We start from the raw sequence: 17691 nt of genomic DNA, 5'->3' as shown, positions 1-17691 counted from the left end.
CGGGGGAGCCGGAACAGCCGGAGTAGCCCCGGCCCGGAACCCGAGACGCGCGGGGGTGGAATCGGTACCATTCGCGGATTCGATGACCCCATTAATGGCCAACGGGAAACAACGCTGTCATGGATCTGATTGCCCCCTATGGCGGGACGCTTTGCGACCGCTACGTTGACGAATCCACCGCGCGCGAGCTCAAGGAGCAGGCGCAGGAGATGCCGAGCTGGGATCTGACCGAGCGTCAGATCTGCGATGTGGAGCTGCTGCTGAACGGCGGGTTCTCGCCGCTGACGGGCTTCATGCGGCAGGCCGACTACGACGGCGTGCTGGACAACATGCGCCTGGCGGACGGCCAGCTCTGGCCGATGCCCATCACCCTGGACGTCAGCGAGGCGTTCGCCGAGCAGGCGGCGCCGGGCACGCGCATCGCGCTGCGCGATGCCGAGGGCGTGCTGATCGCCGTGATGGACGTGGAGGACCGCTGGACGCCGGACAAGGCGCGCGAGGCGCAGCAGGTGTTCTCCACCACCGACGTCGCGCATCCGGCGGTCAACTACCTGATGAACCGTGCCGGGGCAGTGTACCTGGGCGGCACGCTGCACGGGGTCGAGTCCCCGGTGCATTACGACTTCCGCAACTATCGTTACAGCCCGGCGGAGCTGCGCGAGTACTTCCGCAAGCTGGGCTGGAACCGCGTGGTCGCGTTCCAGACGCGCAATCCCATGCACCGTGCGCATGTGGAGCTCACGCGCATGGCCGCGCGCCAGACCGAGGCCAACCTGCTGATCCACCCGGTGGTGGGCATGACCCGGCCCGGCGACGTCGACCACTACGTGCGCGTGCGCTGCTACGAGCACGTGCTGCGCCAGGCACCGGAGCAGACCACCCAGCTCAGCCTGCTGCCGCTGGCGATGCGCATGGGCGGCCCGCGCGAGGCGCTGTGGCACGCCATCATCCGCCGCAACTATGGCTGCACCCACTTCATTGTGGGGCGCGACCACGCCGGCCCCGGCCCGGGCTCCGACGGCGAGGACTTCTACGGCCCGTACGATGCCCAGGAACTGATCCAGAAACACGCCGACGAGATCGGCATCGAGATGGTGCCGTTCCAGGCCATGAGCTTCGTCGAGGACCGCGCCGAGTACGTGCCGGCCGACGAGGTGCGCGAGGACGAGGAGGTGCTCAACCTCTCCGGCACCGAGTTCCGCCGCCGCCTGCGCGAGGGGCTGGACATCCCCGAGTGGTTCTCCTACCCGGAGGTGGTGGCCGAGCTGCGCCGCAGCTTCCCGCCGCGCCATCAGCAGGGCTTTACCGTGTTCTTCACCGGGCTTTCGGGCTCGGGCAAGTCGACCATCGCCAACGCGCTGCGGGTCAAGCTGATGGAGCTGGGCGGGCGTGCGGTGACGCTGCTGGACGGCGACATCGTGCGCAAGGAGCTTTCCAGCGAGCTGGGCTTCTCGCGCGAGCACCGCGACATGAACGTGCAGCGCATCGGCTTTGTGGCCAGCGAGATCACCAGGAACGGCGGCGTGGCCATCTGCGCGCCCATCGCCCCGTACACCGACATGCGCCGGCGCGTGCGCGAGCGCGTGGAGGACGCGGGCGGGTTCCTGGAGATCCACGTGGCCACGCCGCTGGAAACCTGCGAGAAGCGTGACCGCAAGGGTCTGTACGCCAAGGCGCGCGCCGGCCTGATCAAGGAATTCACCGGCATCGACGACCCGTACGAAGAGCCGGAGCACCCGGAGCTGCGGATCGACACCCGCGAGATGACCCCGGACGAGGCGGCCCACCGGATCCTCCTCAAGCTGGAAGGCATGGGGTTCATCCGCAACCCGTAACCCGTAGGAGGCCAGCCCCCTGGCCGATCGGGCCTGGCCAACCCACCGGGGGTGAATCGGCCGGAGGGCCGGCCTCCTACGGGCCGGGGCCGCCGGGATACCCCGTAGGAGGCCAGCCCCCTGGCCGATCGGGCCTGGCCAACCCACCGGGGGTGAATCGGCCGGAGGGCCGGCCTCCTACGGGCCGGGATACCCCGTAGGAGGCCAGCCCCCTGGCCGATCAGGCCTGGCCAATCCACGGGGGTGAATCGGCCGGAGGGCCGGCCTCCTACCGGCCGGGATACCCCGTGGGAGGCCAGCCCCCTGGCCGATCGGGCCTGGCCAACCCACCGGGGGTGAATCGGCCGGAGGGCCGGCCTCCTACCGGCCGGGATACCTCGTAGGAGGCCAGCCCCCTGGCCGATCGGGGCCCGGCGCCCCCACCGGGGCGCACGATAACCGAACAACAGGCGAACAAGGACACGTCATGAAGATTCTGATTACTGGAACAGCCGGGTTCATCGGCAACGCCCTGGCCCTGCGCCTGCTCGAACGCGGCGACGAGGTCATCGGCGTCGACAACCTGAACGACTACTACGACGTCTCGCTCAAGAAGGCGCGCCTGGCCCGCATCCAGGACCACGAGCGCTTCACCGAGGAGCGCGTGGACATCGCCGACCGCGAGGCGATGCAGCGGGTGTTCCGCGAGCACCGGCCGCAGCGCGTGGTCAACCTGGCCGCCCAGGCCGGCGTGCGCTACTCGCTGGAGAACCCGGCTGCCTACATCGACACCAATCTGGTCGGCTTCGGCAACATCCTGGAGGGCTGCCGCCACAACGGCGTGGAGCACCTGGTCTACGCCAGCTCCAGCTCGGTGTACGGCGCCAACGAAGAGATGCCGTTCTCCGTCCACCACAACGTCGACCACCCGCTCAGCCTCTACGCCGCGAGCAAGAAGGCCAACGAGCTGATGGCGCACACCTACAGCCACCTGTACCAGCTACCCACCACCGGCCTGCGGTTCTTTACCGTCTATGGCCCGTGGGGCCGGCCCGACATGGCGCTGTTCATGTTCACGCGCAAAATCCTCGCCGGCGAGCCGATCGACGTCTTCAACTACGGCAACCACCGGCGCGACTTCACCTACATCGACGACATCGTCGAAGGCGTGATCCGCACCCTGGACCGCCCGGCCCAGCCCAACCCCGAGTGGAGCGGCGCGCAGCCCGACTCCGCCACCAGCGCCGCCCCCTACCGGCTGTACAACATCGGCGCACACCGCCCGGTCGAGCTGATGCACTACATCGAAGTGCTGGAAGACAACCTCGGCAAGAAGGCCGAAAAGAACCTCCTGCCCCTGCAGCCCGGCGACGTCCCCGACACCTACGCCGACGTCGAAGACCTGCGCGCCGACACCGGCTACGAACCCACCACCAGCGTGGAAGAAGGCGTGGCCAGCTTCGTCGCCTGGTACCGCGACTACTACCAGGTCTGACCCGCCGCCGTTCGCGGATGGGGGCATCACCGTAGGAGCGGCCTCGGCCGCGAAGCCCCTGCTACAATCGGCCTCATGCGCCTGAGTCCGCAACATATACGAGCGATCCGCGACGTCGTGCGCCACGAATGCGGGCCCGACGCGCGCGTTCGCCTGTTTGGATCGCGGCTGGACGATACCCGACGTGGCGGGGACGTGGACGTGCTCGTCGAACTCGAACAGCCGGTCGAGCGTCCCGCGGTGCTTGCCGCGCGTCTCTCGGCCTGGCTCAGCCGCCGGCTGGACGGGCGCTCGGTCGATGTCGTCCTGTCTGCCCCGAATCTGCCCCGCAGCGCCGTTCACCGCATGGCCGAACAGCAGGGACAGCTTCTGTGAACATCGACCCCGAACAGCTCGAGCGTCTCCGGTTTCTCGGTCGCGTGGTTCAGCGCGAACGCCAGCATCTGGAGACGACCGATCAACGCGTCTTCAGCGAGCCTTTCACCCCGGCCCGCGCGGGTGCACTGGCCGACAACGTCGACGAAGCCGAGCGTGTCGAAGCCTTCGTGAGCCGCTTCGGACGTTTGCAGGATACGCTGGGCGACAAGCTGCTGCCCGTGTACCTCGAGGCGCTCGGCGAACGCCTTGGCGCGGCGATCGACAACCTCGACCGGGCGGAAAAACTCGGGCTGATCCCTTCCAGTGATGAGTGGCTCGCGATGCGCAAGCTGCGCAATCAAATGGTGCACGAATACATCGAGGCCCCCACCACCCTGGCGGATGCGCTCCAGGCGGGCCACGAATTCGTGCCGACCCTGAGTGCCGTGGTGGACAACATCCTGGCCGACATGCGCGCCCGCGGCTGGGCGGCCGCGTAGGAGCGGCCTCGGCCGCGAACCGGCCTGTTCGCGTGCAAGCACGCTCCCACAGGCGGGTAGGAGCACCGTAGGAGCGGCCTCGGCCGCGAACGGACGGGCATTCGTCCCGGGTTCAACGCTGTTCGCTTGCAAGCAAGCTCCTACAGGCGGGGTGGGGCCGCGTAGGAGCGGCCTCGGCCGCGAACTCCCACGGGCGCGCCCGCGAACCATCCCGCGGTGCTACCCTTGAAACAACGAATCCGAACCAACCTGGAGCAGGCTCATGCCACGGAAGGCGAGAGCACACCGACTGCGCCTCGGGCGCGTGAGTGAAACCGGACGGCCGTATCTCATCACGGCCGTGTGCGCTGAACGGCGCCAGTGGTTTGGCGATCTCGCAGCGGGCCGATGTTTCGTGCACGCACTCCAGGAAGCCGAAGGTGACGCCCGCACTCTTTGTTTCGTGGTCATGCCCGACCATATCCACTGGTTGATGGAGCTGCAGGCCGGAACGGTTTCCCGGGCAGTCCAGAAGGTCAAGGCCGGCACCTCTCGGCGCATCGGGCGGCTATACGATCAGCCGTGTTCGGTCTGGCAGCGCGGTTTCCACGACCGCGCCGTCCGCCGCGACGAAGACCTCGCCGCCATCGCCCGTTACGTCGTCGCCAATCCACTGCGCGCGGGCCTCGTGCGCAACCTCCGCTACTATCCCCTGTGGGATGCCATATGGATCTGACCGCATGCCCATTCGCACGTAGGAGCGGCCTCGGCCGCGAACGGACGGGCATTCGCCCCGGGCTCAACGCTGTTCGCTTGCAAGCAAGCTCCTACAGGCGGGTGGGGCCGCGTAGGAGCGGCCTCGGCCGCGAACGGTGCCTCTTCCTCACCATTTGCGAGTTGCGTACGCTAGTCCGCGACTGGATCCGGAAAACACGCCGAAAGGCTGCGAGACGCCCATGCTCAAGCAACTCGACCTGCGAAACGTGACGGCCTTCGGCGATGCCCATCTGGAGTTCGCCCCCGGCCTGAATGTGATTGTGGGGGAGAACGCCACGGGCAAAACTCATCTGCTCAAACTCGCGTATTCCATCCAGTCGGTGCTTGCGGAAGGCGGTCGGGGTCGGGAAGAAGAGCGGGAACCCACCAAGGCCATCCTCCAGCCGCGGTTGGCGGACAAGCTTGTCGGGGTGTTCAAACCGGACAGCCTGGGCCGGCTGGCCCGGCGTCAGCAGGGACAAAGTCGGGGTTATGTCAGTGCTCGTTTCGAAGACAAGCGCTGGAATATCGACTTCGATTTCCACACCCAGAGCAAGAGCGAGGTAACTGTCACGCGCCTGCCGGACGCCTGGCTGGACAAGCCACCGGTCTACCTGCCCACGCGCGAACTGCTGACCATCTATCCGGGCTTCGTCTCGGTCTACGAGAACCATTACCTGGAGTTCGAAGAGACCTGGCGGGATACCTGTGTGTTGCTGGGCGCTCCGACACTGAAGGGTGCGCGCGAGGAGCGGGCGCGCGAATTGCTGAAGCCGCTTGAAGAGTTGATGGGCGGGCGTGTGGTCCTGGAAAACGGGCGTTTTTATCTGCGACAGCCGGGCCGGGGCAACCTGGAGATGGGGCTGGTCGCCGAAGGATGGCGCAAGATCGCGACACTCGTCCAGCTCATCGTGACCGGATCACTTCTGGAGCAGGGTTACCTCTATTGGGATGAGCCGGAGAGCAACCTGAATCCGCGCCTGATCCGCGCGGTGGCCGAGGCCATTCTCAGCGTGGCGGAGCAGGGCATCCAGGTGGTGCTCGCAACCCACAGCCTTTTCCTGTTGCGGGAGATCGATATCGCCGCCGAGCGACGGGGCAAAGGGGCCGCGCGGCAGCGGTATTTCGCCCTTTCGCAGGGAGAAGCGGGAGTCGAGGTGAGCCAGGCGGATACCCTCGAGGAGATCCACCCGCTCGCTTTGCTGGATGCGGAGCTTGAGCAGGCCGACGATTACCTGGAGCTGGAGTGAAGTCGTGACAGGAAGCCGCTTCACCGAAGGTGGTCTCACCTTTCACTTTGACGCCGGTGTGGAGGCAGGGCAGTACGACGGCTGGCGGTTCTTCACCGGCGGTTTTCAGAACACGTGCGGCGGCGCGAAAGCAGTCGACTTTGTGGCCCGGTGGGACCAAACCACCTACCTCATCGAGGTCAAGGACTACCGTCAGCACCCGCGGACCAAGCCGAGCGAGTTGCCGGACGAGGTGGCCGCCAAGGTACGGGACAGCCTGGCGGGGCTTGTGGCCGCCGGAGCCGGCGGGAACAGCGCATACGGCACGATTGAACCCGAAGAACGCCGACTGGCGCATCTCTGGGTGAGTGCGAAGCGGCTCCGGATCGTGCTGCACCTGGAACAGCCGACCCATGGGCGCAAGGGGCACCGAAGACTGAACCCGTCCAACCTCAAACTGGGTCTTAAACAGCGGTTACGCTTCATCGACGCCCAGCCTCGTGTGGAGCGCATGGACACAACCCATGCGGAACATCCATGGCAGGTGACCAGCCCGTGAACCATACCGGCTTCGTTGCCCTCTTCCGGGCTCAGCCTGTTCGCTTGCAAGCAAGCTCCCACAGGGCCTCCCGGGCGTGGGGTTCCCCGTGGACCAGGCGGATGTCCTGCGGGCCGGTGCGGATGCCGCGCACGAAGCGCAGGAGGTCGGCCTGGTCCGCATGGGCGGAATAGCCGCTGATGCTGTCCACACCCGCGCGGATGGCGTAGCCCTCGCCGTCCAGCTCCACGTGGCCGCCGCGGCCGGCGGCCTGGATGGCGCGGCCCGGCGTGCCCTCCGCCTGGTAGCCGACGAACAGCACATGATGGCGTTCGTCCTCCAGCATCGCCTTGAGGTAGTTCACCACCCGGCCGCCGGCGGCCATCCCGCTGGCGGCGATCACCACCGCCGGGCGGCCGGAGCGGGCCAGGTAGTCCACCGTCTGCAGGTGGGTGTCGTGGTCATCCACCGTGTAGAGGTTCTCGAAATCCAGCGGATGGCGCCCGGCACGCAGGCGCTGGTGCGCCTCGGCATCCCAGAACGGCTTCAGCTCGCGGTAGACCTCTGTAAAGCGCGCGGCCAGCGGCGAGTCCAGCACCACCTCCATGTCGCGCCAGCGCCGGTTGCCGCGATGGATCAGCCCCTCCAGCTCATACAGCAGCTCCTGCGTGCGGCCGATGCTGAAGGCAGGCACGATCACCGTGCCGCCGTTGGCATGGGCATGCTCCACCGCCGCCCGCAGCCGCGCCGCGCGCTCGCGGCGGTCGCCGTGGAGGCGGTCGCCGTAGGTGCTCTCCAGCACCAGCGTATCCGCCCGGCGGGGCGGCTTCGGCGCCGGCAGCAGCGGCGCCCCGGGCGCGCCCAGATCGCCGGAGAAGACCACCCGGCGCGAACGGCGCTCCCCCGGCTCGCGGAAATCGAACTCCACATAGGCCGAACCGAGGATATGGCCCGCACGTTGCAGCCGCACCCGCGGGGCGAGGGCGGCATCCTCCGCCGGCAGCGCATGCCAGGCGTTGTAATCCAGCGCCACCAGCCGCTCGTCGATGGTCTCCAGCACCGGCTCGATCAGCTGCCGGTCGCGGGTGAAGCCGACCCGCAGCGCATCCTCCAGCATCAGCGGCAGCAGCCGGGCCGACGGCTTCGAACAGATGATCGGCCCGTCAAAACCCGCCGCCAGCAGATACGGCAGCCGCCCGATGTGGTCGATATGCACATGCGTGACCACCAGCGCCCGGATATCCTCCACCGGAAACTCGATCGCATGGCGCTCCAGCGTATCGCCCGGCCCATGGTCGCGCCCCTGGAACAGCCCGCAATCCACCAGAAACGAATCCCGCGCCGACAGCCGCAGCCGATGGCAACTGCCCGTCACGCCCTCGGCGCCCCCGTGATGCACGATCTCCATATCGTCTTCCCTGACCGTAAGCCAACCCCGACCATACATCGGACCATGCCCAAAGCGCACTTGATTCGCCCCATTTTTCGTGGCCCAATCCGCATCTCGTTCAAGGGCTGAACGAGCCCCGTAGGAGGCCAGCCCCCTGGCCGATTGTCCTGGCCGATCTGGTTCGCCGGTGGGGCAATCGGCCAGGGCAATCGGCCAGGGGGCTGGCCTCCTACGGGCAAATCAACCGACAACCACCCAACCGGCCACCCCATGCTCAGCACCTACCGCAAAGCCCTGGCCCTGCTCAGCCGCAAGGAAAAACGCCGCGGCGGACTTCGGGCTCAGCCTGTTTCCCGCTTCTCCACCCCAAGATAGGGGTGACACTGCATATGGTGTCAGATGTCTGCTAACGTAAAGGATGTACTGCAGCAGCTCCAGGGTGCGGGCGGTTCCCTGCGATGCGATGAATTGCGACGGTTGCTCGAAACCCTGGGCTTCGAGGTCCGCGACGGGAAGAAAGCAGGCCACAAGGTGGTCACCCATGCCGGGCTGCCGAGTTTCTACTCGACCTCCTACACATGCGGACACGGGAAAAACCCTGAAATCAAGCCAGCTTATGTCCGGAACATCCGCAGGATGCTCGAGGAGCGGGAGCCGGAATTGAGCCAATGGCTGAAGGGAGAGACGTCATGAACGCACAGGACTACGGGATCACGATACGCCGGGTCATCGAGGAGGGAGAAGCCTGCTTCGAGGCCCGGGTACGAGAGCTGCCGGACGTTGTCGAATACGCCGAAAGCCACGAAGAGGCCTACGAGCTCGCGATCGATACCATCGAGACCACCGAGGCAGCGCTGAAGGAAAGCGGACGCGCGCTGCCGCAGCCTTTGCCGCCTGCGGATGACTTCAGTGGGCGCATTACACTGCGCGTGCCCAGAACACTGCACCGCGCACTGGTCTCCCTGGCCGAAGACGAAGGCGTAAGCCTCAACCAGCAGATCGTCGCCGTATTGAGCTACTACGTCGGAGTGCAGACGCCCACCCGTACGGTTTTCGCCGAGTGGCATGCAGAACCCGCCATTGCCCGGCCCGGCGGCAAGGCTGGAACGGCTCGCCCGCAAATCATCCATGACATCGGCGCGAGCGACTCCAGCAAAGCCGATAAGTGGATGGCGCCAGCTGTATGACGGATTCCCCGATCCAAGCAGCCATCGATTGCCTGCGAATCCACGGGGTAAGCGTGCGCCAGTCCAGTGCCTGGCTGGCGGAAGATCATGACCCGCGGTTTTCACCCGTCGAGGCATACCAGCCGCAGTTCAAGCACCATGTGGACCGCAGCTATCTCATGGAAGTCCGCGAAGCAGAGACATCGTATTACGTCTTCCGGGTGTTCATCGGGCTGGGCCTGCGCTTGTTGCCAGCTTCTCCCGCCCGGGAAGGCGAAGACCGGGAGAAACACGAAGCCGGTGAGGCAGAAAGCGATGGTGTGCTGGCGCAGATCGAGGCGACATTTGTTGCCGACTACGACACCGATACCGACCCGGGTCCGGAAGCGCTCGAAGCCTTTGCACAGAGGAATGCCAGCTACCACGTATGGCCATACTGGCGTGAATTTGTAAGCAATCAATGCGCCCGCATGGAGTTGCCGCGGGTCGTCATCCCGACGGTTCAGTTTGCTGTTCCGGCAGATACCCAATAACCCCGCATCCCGAACCCAACACCCGACCCTGAGGCTGCCCAGTTACCCCATGTTCAGCACCTACCGCAAAGCACTGGCCCCTTCCGGTTCGCCTGCGAGCAGGCTCCCACAGACCGCGCATGGCAGCGTAGGAGCGGCCTCGGCCGCGAATTTGATTCGCCCCACGATTCGTGGCCCAATCCGCAGTTCGTTCAAGCGGTGAACAACCCCGCGTAGGAGGCCGGCCCTCCGGCCGATCCCCCGGTGGGGCATCGGGCACCGACCGGCCATGCCAGATCGGCCAGAGGGCTGGCCTCCTACGAGAAAATCAACCAGAAACCACCCAACCGGCCACCCCATGCTCAGCACCTACCGCAAAGCCCTGGCCCTGCTCAGCCGCAAGGAAAAACGCGGCGGCGGCCTCGTGCTCGGCATGGTCATCGTCATGGCCGTGCTGGAAACCGCCGGCGTCGCCTCGGTCATGCCGTTTCTGAGCGTGCTGGGCAACCCCGAAGTGGTGCAGACCAACCCGGTGCTCAACACCGTCTACGAGGGCCTCGGCTTCACCTCGGTGGATGCCTTCATCCTCGCGCTGGGCGCGGCGGCCTTCGGGCTCATCCTGTTCTCTGCCTTCTTCCGCTCGCTCACGCACTACGCGATGAATCGCTTCATCGAGATGCGCCGCCACAGCATCGGCAAGCGGCTGCTGGAGACCGCTGAGGACAGCCACATGGAGCCGCGCCCAGCGGTAGCCAGGCTGCTGGTCATCCTGGGCCGACCGCCTGGTTCAGTCGGCGACAGCGAATGCCCGGCTGGGGGGCACGTTAGAAAGTGATGTCCACTCTCGGGGCCATAGCCGCGCCGTATCGGCGGCTTCAGAAGTACCTCAACAACTCCTTCTGGATCATGGGGGAGAAGGTGCTGGGGATGGGGCTGGCCTTTGTCGCCACCGTCTTCGTTGCCCGCTACCTGGGGCCGGAGGACTTCGGTTCGCTGGCCTATGCGCTTTCTCTTGCCGCTCTGTTCGCTGCGGCGGGTCATATGGGGCTATCCGGCCTGGTCGTTCGCGAGATCGTCAAGAACGATGCGGATCGCGGCGAAACGCTGGGGACGGTGGCCTTCCTCAAACTCCTGGGTATGGGCGCTGGCTATGTAGTGCTGCTGATCTACGCAGCCACCTATGAAGGGCTGGGCAGCACCGAGTTCTACCTGATTGCCTTCGCGGGGGCCGCGCTGCTGTTCCGTCCCATGGACGTGATCGACTTCTGGTTCCAGGCGTTTGTGCAGGCTCGGTACACCGCCATCGCGCGGATCTCCTCGCATCTTGCCACCACCGCATTCAAGCTGGCACTGGTGTTTGCGGGCTCGAGCCTGGTCTATTTCGCCACTGCCCAAATTCTGCAGGCCGCGCTGGCTGCCCTGTTGCTGCTTGTGTTTTTCTGGTTCAAGGCAGAGCTTCGCGTTGCGCATTGGCGTTTCAGCTGGGTCCGCGCAAAAGAGCTTCTCAGCCAGGGGTGGCTGATCTACCTTGGCACGATTTTCGCGGTTATCTACCTGAAAGTGGACCAGGTCATGCTCCGCTGGCTGGCCGACACACAGGAAGTCGGCCAATATGCCGTTGCAGCGCAGATTTCCGAAGCCTGGTATTTCGTTCCCACAGCGATCGTCGCCTCTTTCTTTCCGAAGCTCATCAAGCTGCGAGAGGAAAACGAGGCGTTGTTCAAGTACCGCCTGCAGCAGCTTTTCGATGCGCTGCTCCTGATGGGGCTGGCCGTAGCAGTGCTGATGACGATCGCCGCCCCCTGGATCATCAGCCTCTTCTTCGGGGCCGAATATGCCGCCAGCGCATCGATCCTGGTGATCCATATCTGGGCGGCGATATTCATCTTCATGCGCGCTGCCTTCTCGAAATGGATCCTCATCGAGAATGTGCTGGTATTCTCGTTGATTACGCAGGGCCTGGGTGCGCTGGCCAACGTATTGCTGAACCTGGCTCTGATTCCCGCGCATGGCGGCATCGGTGCGGCATACGCAACCCTGCTGTCCTATGCAACAGCTTCTTTCCTGGCCCTTTTCTTCTACCGACGGACCCGCCCGGTGTTCTGGCAAATGGCGTGGGCTTTGCTTTCGCCCATCCGCTACCCGGTGCGCCTGGCCCGCATGCGATAGACAACGACCCATGATCTCCACACTCCGTAAAGCTCTTCCGGCCCCGGCCAAGCGCACGGTGCGCCGCGCGCTCGATGCGATGGCCGTGGCCAGTCCTCGAATCTTTTCCGCAAACCGCTGGCTGGCCAACCTTTATTATTTCCTGTTCAGCCGACGCTTCGACCGTGAGCACCTTGCGGTGCTGAAGGGGCGCGCGGCCTACCACAGGGCGCTGCGCAGCATGGACGACACCTCGCCACTGCTGCGGCGGAATGTGCATCGGCTGGAGAAGGGGCTGATCATGCAGCCCCGGAGAAACGTGTTCGCCGAGGCCTTCATCCTGGAGACCGTGCGCTGCTACAACCGTGCGAAGGCCCGGCCGGGCTACTCGGAGGGCGAGCTTCGCTGGGCCACGGATGTTCTGGACGAATATTTCAGCGTGGTGGAGGACACGCCGCCCATACGCAAAGCCCGGACGGAATATGCAGGGGAGGGAGCGGAACGCGACCGTGCGAACGACGCTGAACCCCGCACATTCAAGCCCTATCCGCTGTCCACCTGCCCCGAGACCGACGTTTCGTTCGACCAGCTCGCCACGCTGTTCCTCCGTCGTCGCTCGGTGCGGTGGTACAAGCAGCAGCCGGTTCCCTCGGACCTGATCCAGCAGGCGATCAACGCGGCCGCCCTGGCGCCATCGGCGTGCAATCGCCAGCCGTATCGGTTCATCGTTGCGGACGATCCCGATCGGGCCACCGAAATTGCCGAATGCGCCGGGGGTACCACCGGCTTTGCTCAGCAGCTACCGGCCATCATCGTGGTGGTGGGCGATCTCTCCGCATATCCCAAGGAGCGCGATCGGCACCTGATCTATATCGATGCCTCGCTGGCCTCCATGCAGCTCATGCTCGCGGCCGAAACACTGGGGCTTTCCACCTGCCCGATCAACTGGCCCGACGTGGACTGGTCGGAGCGCAAGCTGCAGGGGATCCTCGGTCTGCCGGAATACGAGCGGGTCGTGATGCTGATCTCCATCGGCTATGGAGACCCCGCGAGCGGCATCCCTTATTCGCAGAAAAAGCAGAATTCACTGATTACGCAGGAGTGTGCGCCGGAATGATTATCGAGATCCGAAAGGCCGGGTTCGTCAACAAGGGCGCGGAACTGATGCTCTATGCCATCTTGGAACGGCTTCGTGCCGCCTATCCGGATGCGATCTTTACGATGGCGCCGACGCGCGCAGGTGCGCCGCGACCATTTCGGAAGGTGGTGGACGCGGGTATGTATCCAAAGGCATCCGCCTATTATAAGGGGGTCGAGTGGGGCCTCATCGCGGGTTTGGCACCCCGGAGGCTGCGGGAGATGTATGGGGTTATTCTGGATCGCGATGTGGACGTAGTGATCGATGCAGCCGGCTTCTTGTATACGGACCAGTGGGGGGCTCGGAGCTCACGTGAGTTAGCGCAGGCCTCGAAGCGCTGGCGCAAGCAGGGTACGAAAGTGGTTCTCATGCCCCAGGCGTTTGGCCCGTTTACTAGCAAAGGGATTCGTGCGGCGATCCGCCACGTGGTGGATAATGCGGACTTAGTTATGCCGCGAGATGACACATCGTACAAGTTTCTGACCGACGTTACAGGTGAGAGCCTGAATATCCAGAAGTATCCCGACTTCACGAATCTCATCGAGGGTATTGTGCCCGACTATTTCGACCCGGCTCAGCATGGCGTTTGCCTTGTGCCGAATTACCGTATGGTCGATAAAACAGATGACGTACAGGGTGCGGCCTATCTGCCATTTTTGGTGCGTTGCGCTCAGCGTCTGGTGGAACACGGTGCACAGCCCTTTGTTCTGGTGCATGAAGGGGCCAATGATCTGTGGCTCGCAGAACAGATCTCCAAGGCGAGTGGCGGCATACCTATCCTCACGGAAGACGACCCGCTCAAGATCAAGGGCATTCTCGGTGCCAGTCAAGCTACGGTGGGAAGCCGCTTCCACGGATTGGTAAGCGCGCTGAGTCAGGGGGTCCCCTCGCTGGCTACTGGCTGGAGCCATAAATACGCTGAACTATTCACTGACTACGGCTTCCCGGAAGGGCTGATTTCGGTCGAGGACCCAGAGGATCAAGTAGCGAAGAAGATCGACCGTCTGGTTGATCCCAAAGAGAAGGAAGCGATCCGTGCCCAGCTGCTCGAGAACTCCAATAGGCTCAAGGCATTATCGGAGTCGATGTGGGACAGAGTCATCAGCGTGCTTAATTAATAACCCTGAGTCCTACTGAATAAGTGCAGGTAGCGTCCCATCACGGTCAAGATGCGGGTTGAATGCCGAACCCGAGGCCCGCTCCAACCGCATGGCGATAGAGCATCGAGGTTTGTGTTGGCGGGGTGATCCAGGTCGACCGTTTGTGACCGTTAACGATGGGCCTGTCTTGGGCCATTTGGTTTGGGCAGAGGCCCGTGTGCTTGCAGTGCTGATCGGGCGGTAGAGCAACCGGCCCCACTTAAGCCAGCTCGAGCCTCGCTTCCACACCCTAGACGCGATGTTTAGTCAGAGAGTGATGGGGTCTAACAAGCGTGACCCAAACCAACGGGTCTCCGGGAAACCCGGGGCGGTTCACTGGCGTGCACAGTCGAGACGCGTCGCCGGTCTGGAAAGCGCAACCTCTCGCCCCGCTGAGAATGGCGGGTCTTGAGACACGGCGACGACGGCGTCCGGAGTCAAGCATAAGCCGTTGAGGTAGGAAGCCCGTAGGAGAATGTTCCGAATGTTTAGAAATCAGTACCTTGTCTGCCGCTCGAGTCAGGCAGCAATAGAAAGCGCAGATTTTAGTTGGAGCGGCTATGGGGTATTTCTCGGTCAAGAGACGGAATGCGCTACCTCCTGCGATTGTTCAGTATTGATAATTGGGGTGGCTGTAGATTATTCCAATACAGACGCTGGTTTGGAAGATATTGCAAATGGGTTGGCGGGATTTAATTCTGTTGCTGATGTTATCGCGAGGACCGATCGGTTGACAGGTCGGTACGTTATATTTTTTTCTGTCCAGCGTGTGCTTTACGCGATAAGCGATGCCTGTTCGCTAAAGCGTGTGCTATTTGGTGAGTTTGATGGCAATGCCATCATAACCTCGTCCGAAATGTTTTATTATCACCTCTTTGGAGATGAGCCGGTTCTGGAAGAAGAAGTGTCGGGGCTATTGGGGTGTGATGACTATCTGAAGAAGGAAAGGCCATGGTTTGGTTTGCGAGCATACGATGGCCGCTTCAGTGTTCTTCTTCCGAATACGTTCCTGGATCTGGATCGGTTTGAGGTCCTCCGGCAGCCCCCGCCAGCGATTGAAATGAGCAAAAAGCAGGTGGTGGAGCAATTCCGTGCGATTGTGTCCGGCGCAATCCAGAGCTTGGCGCTGAAAAGGCCCCTGATGTTGGCGGTTACCGCGGGCGTTGACAGCAGGATCCTGCTTGCCTTGAGTCTGAAGTATAAGGAGAGAATCCGCTACTATGTGTTTAATCGGGCCGAGTGGGGCTCGGGGGAAGCAGTAGATGTCGTGGTTCCAAGGCAGATATTTGAGGATCTGGGTATTCCTTTTGATGTCATTGCGCCGGCGGAGGCGGACGCTTGTTGTCTTGAGAGGCTGGAAAGTGATGTGTCGTTTCCCCGGGTTCTTCCCAAGACGCGTAACATCTGCTACCACTTTCACAACTCGGATTCTAAAGTGGTTAACCTGAATGGTAACGCCGCGGGGGTGTTTCGAGCGTTCTATGGTCATCAGCTAACCAACAAGGTGCTTCCCGTTGATTCATTGGCGTATTTGTCGGGTACCCAGGGTTGTGATCTGTTGAAGCGGAATATCGGTGATTGGCATGGGGAGGCGGTCCAGTATTCTCGCGATAGTGGTATTGATCTGGCGAGCCTTTTCTATTGGGAGCAGAGAATGCCACACTGGGGTTCTGAGTACCCGTTAGAGCAAGACATCGCGATTGAAGAGGTTTCTCCGTATAACAATCGGTATTTGCTATTTATGATGATGAGTTTGCCCCCCGCGTGGAGAGTCGGGGCCCGGCCCAAGTACTTCAAGGCCGTGCTGGACGGATCAGATTTAGATTTGTCGGGATACCCCGTCAATCGTACGTTTGGTGCGGGGTTGGGGCTGGGTGAGCGTTTTAGAAGCGTGATTTGGCGTTATTTACTGGCTCGGGTGGTGTATTTGAGAGCGCGCCGCTTTGTGGGCGGGGTCAAGCGAGTGTTGAAACGGCTGCGTAATTATGGCGGCGGTTACAGGCACGAATGGTAACGTCGGGGAAATGGGGTTTTTCAATCGTCCGTGGCGGGGAGCACTCCGCGATCGCCGGGGATTCAACTCGCGGCAAGAGTGACGTGGAGGACGGTATGTGGCGGTTAGTGAGAGTATGGAGCTTGTTGCGTCGCGGAAGCATTCAGTGAAAAAAGGAATATTGGTTGATGGATTTTCAGGATGTGCGGATAGCGGTTATCGGGCTGGGTTATGTCGGCTTGCCGTTGGCGGTGGCGTTCGGGGCAAGCCGGCCCGTGGTCGGGTTCGACGTGAACGCAGAGCGGGTTGCGGCGCTGCGGGCGGGGCATGACAACACCTTGGAGGTTCCGGATGACGAGCTCAGCGGCGCGAAACACCTGAGGGTGACAGACGACGTTGCCGAACTTACTGATTGCAACGTGTTCATCGTTACGGTGCCTACGCCCATTGATGTCAACCGGCGCCCGGACTTGGGACCGTTACTCGCAGCAAGTGAGACTGTCGGCCGTGCACTTTCGCCCGGCGATGTGGTGATCTACGAGTCTACGGTGTATCCGGGTGCCACGGAAGAGGACTGTATCCCGGTTGTTGAGCGGGTCTCTGGGCTCGCGTACAACCAGGATTTCTTCGCCGGGTACAGTCCGGAGCGAGTAAACCCGGGGGATCGGGAGCACCGCGTGACCACTATCCGAAAGGTGACCTCTGGCTCTACGCCCGATGCGGCTGGTTTTGTTGACGCACTGTACCGCGAGGTGATCACCGCAGGTACTCATCGGGCCAGCAGCATCCGGGTCGCGGAGGCGGCCAAGGTGATTGAAAATACACAGCGGGACGTCAACATTGCACTAATAAATGAGTTGGCGATCTTGTTCAATCGTCTGGGAATCGACACGGAGGAGGTACTGGAAGCGGCGGGTTCCAAGTGGAACTTCCTGCCTTTTCGGCCGGGGTTGGTGGGCGGTCACTGTATCGGCGTAGATCCGTACTATCTGACGCATAAGGCGCAGGAACTTGGTCATCACCCCGAGATCATTCTGGCCGGGCGGCGGCTGAACGATGGCATGGGCGCCTACGTGGCCGGCGAGTTGTTAAAGGCGATGATGCGCAAGGGCACACGCGTGCAGGGCGGGCGTGTGTTGGTACTAGGGCTCACATTCAAAGAAAACACCCCGGATCTGCGTAACAGCCGGGCTGTGGATGTGGTGCGCGAACTCGACAGCTACGGATTGACGGTGGATCCCTACGACCCCTGGGTGAGTGTGCGGGAGGCCGAACGGGAGCTAAACATCACGCCGGTAGTGCATCCCGAGCCGGGCGCCTACGACGCGATCGTGCTTGCTGTAGCCCACCGTGATTTCGCCGAACTGGGAGCGGAAGGGATCCGTGTGTTCGGCCGTGCTCCGCACGTGCTGTACGATCTCAAGTACCTGCTGCCCCGGGGCGAGGCCGACATCAGGCTCTAGATGATCCTGCAGGTGTCCGCTGTTCCCCTGCCGCTGGTGGTCGAGCCACGCCCGGCGACCGAGCCGGGGTTTGT

At 63.1% G+C, this 17691-nt stretch carries 16 protein-coding genes and 1 pseudogene; 16 read left to right on the top strand and 1 reads right to left on the bottom strand.

Going from position 1 to position 17691, the window contains the following annotated elements; all coding sequences use genetic code 11:
* The first annotated feature begins 119 nt into the window (after positions 1 to 119).
* The 7 genes from F573_RS0100175 (at position 120) to F573_RS0100145 (ending at position 6689) form a co-directional block, all read left to right on the top strand.
* Positions 120 to 1835, top strand: coding sequence for a bifunctional sulfate adenylyltransferase/adenylylsulfate kinase (locus tag F573_RS0100175; protein ID WP_019020991.1), 1716 nt, complete (start codon positions 120 to 122; stop codon positions 1833 to 1835).
* Positions 1836 to 2301: 466 nt separating this feature from the next.
* On the top strand, positions 2302 to 3309 hold the full coding sequence (locus F573_RS0100170) for an NAD-dependent epimerase (RefSeq protein ID WP_019020990.1): 1008 nt from the start codon (positions 2302 to 2304) through the stop codon (positions 3307 to 3309).
* A 75-nt stretch (positions 3310 to 3384) separates the two neighbouring features.
* A complete protein-coding gene (locus tag F573_RS0100165; protein ID WP_051075342.1) occupies positions 3385 to 3684 on the top strand; it encodes a nucleotidyltransferase domain-containing protein in 300 nt (99 codons plus the stop codon).
* Complete coding sequence (locus F573_RS0100160; RefSeq protein ID WP_019020988.1) at positions 3681 to 4166, top strand: hypothetical protein; 486 nt, start codon at positions 3681 to 3683, stop codon at positions 4164 to 4166. The genes F573_RS0100165 and F573_RS0100160 overlap by 4 nt, the downstream gene beginning before the upstream one ends.
* A 262-nt stretch (positions 4167 to 4428) precedes the next feature.
* On the top strand, positions 4429 to 4881 hold the full coding sequence (locus F573_RS0100155) for a transposase (RefSeq protein ID WP_026300735.1): 453 nt from the start codon (positions 4429 to 4431) through the stop codon (positions 4879 to 4881).
* Between the two features lie 220 nt (positions 4882 to 5101).
* Entirely contained in the window at positions 5102 to 6151 is a 1050-nt protein-coding gene (locus F573_RS0100150; protein ID WP_019020986.1) for an ATP/GTP-binding protein, read from the top strand.
* A 4-nt stretch (positions 6152 to 6155) separates the two neighbouring features.
* Positions 6156 to 6689, top strand: a complete 534-nt coding sequence (locus F573_RS0100145) for a hypothetical protein (RefSeq protein ID WP_019020985.1) — start codon at positions 6156 to 6158, stop codon at positions 6687 to 6689.
* Between the two features lie 31 nt (positions 6690 to 6720).
* Here F573_RS0100145 and F573_RS0100140 read toward each other — a convergent pair whose 3' ends face one another.
* On the bottom strand, positions 6721 to 8076 hold the full coding sequence (locus F573_RS0100140) for an MBL fold metallo-hydrolase RNA specificity domain-containing protein (RefSeq protein WP_019020984.1): 1356 nt from the start codon (positions 8074 to 8076) through the stop codon (positions 6721 to 6723).
* A 459-nt stretch (positions 8077 to 8535) separates the two neighbouring features.
* On the opposite strand from F573_RS0100140, the gene F573_RS14705 reads away from it, so the two are divergent.
* From F573_RS14705 to tviB, 9 genes and pseudogenes are all read left to right on the top strand, one after another.
* Positions 8536 to 8751, top strand: a complete 216-nt coding sequence (locus tag F573_RS14705) for a hypothetical protein (RefSeq protein WP_231384371.1) — start codon at positions 8536 to 8538, stop codon at positions 8749 to 8751.
* Positions 8748 to 9245 carry a toxin-antitoxin system HicB family antitoxin gene (locus tag F573_RS0100130; RefSeq protein ID WP_231384370.1) on the top strand — a complete coding sequence of 166 codons (498 nt, stop codon included), beginning with the start codon at positions 8748 to 8750 and terminating at the stop codon, positions 9243 to 9245. The genes F573_RS14705 and F573_RS0100130 overlap by 4 nt, the downstream gene beginning before the upstream one ends.
* Entirely contained in the window at positions 9242 to 9757 is a 516-nt protein-coding gene (locus tag F573_RS0100125; protein WP_019020981.1) for a hypothetical protein, read from the top strand. The genes F573_RS0100130 and F573_RS0100125 overlap by 4 nt, the downstream gene beginning before the upstream one ends.
* A 337-nt stretch (positions 9758 to 10094) precedes the next feature.
* Positions 10095 to 10451, top strand: a pseudogene (locus tag F573_RS14130) (hypothetical protein); the annotation flags it as partial.
* A gap of 119 nt (positions 10452 to 10570) precedes the next feature.
* Entirely contained in the window at positions 10571 to 11905 is a 1335-nt protein-coding gene (locus tag F573_RS0100115; RefSeq protein WP_019020979.1) for a flippase, read from the top strand.
* 10 nt (positions 11906 to 11915) lie between these two features.
* Entirely contained in the window at positions 11916 to 13001 is a 1086-nt protein-coding gene (locus F573_RS0100110; protein WP_026300733.1) for a nitroreductase family protein, read from the top strand.
* Positions 12998 to 14140, top strand: coding sequence for a polysaccharide pyruvyl transferase family protein (locus F573_RS0100105; protein WP_019020977.1), 1143 nt, complete (start codon positions 12998 to 13000; stop codon positions 14138 to 14140). The genes F573_RS0100110 and F573_RS0100105 overlap by 4 nt, the downstream gene beginning before the upstream one ends.
* 505 nt (positions 14141 to 14645) lie before the next feature.
* Positions 14646 to 16175, top strand: coding sequence for a hypothetical protein (locus tag F573_RS0100100; protein WP_155986636.1), 1530 nt, complete (start codon positions 14646 to 14648; stop codon positions 16173 to 16175).
* Between the two features lie 167 nt (positions 16176 to 16342).
* The gene (tviB, locus tag F573_RS0100095; RefSeq protein ID WP_019020975.1) at positions 16343 to 17617 is read left to right on the top strand and encodes a Vi polysaccharide biosynthesis UDP-N-acetylglucosamine C-6 dehydrogenase TviB; all 1275 of its coding nucleotides are present in this window, start codon (positions 16343 to 16345) and stop codon (positions 17615 to 17617) included.
* Positions 17618 to 17691 lie beyond the last annotated feature (74 nt).

The sequence above is a fragment of the Thioalkalivibrio sp. ALE23 genome (assembly GCF_000378545.1).
Taxonomy (GTDB): domain Bacteria; phylum Pseudomonadota; class Gammaproteobacteria; order Ectothiorhodospirales; family Ectothiorhodospiraceae; genus Thioalkalivibrio.
This window is presented reverse-complemented; position numbering and strand designations above follow the sequence as displayed.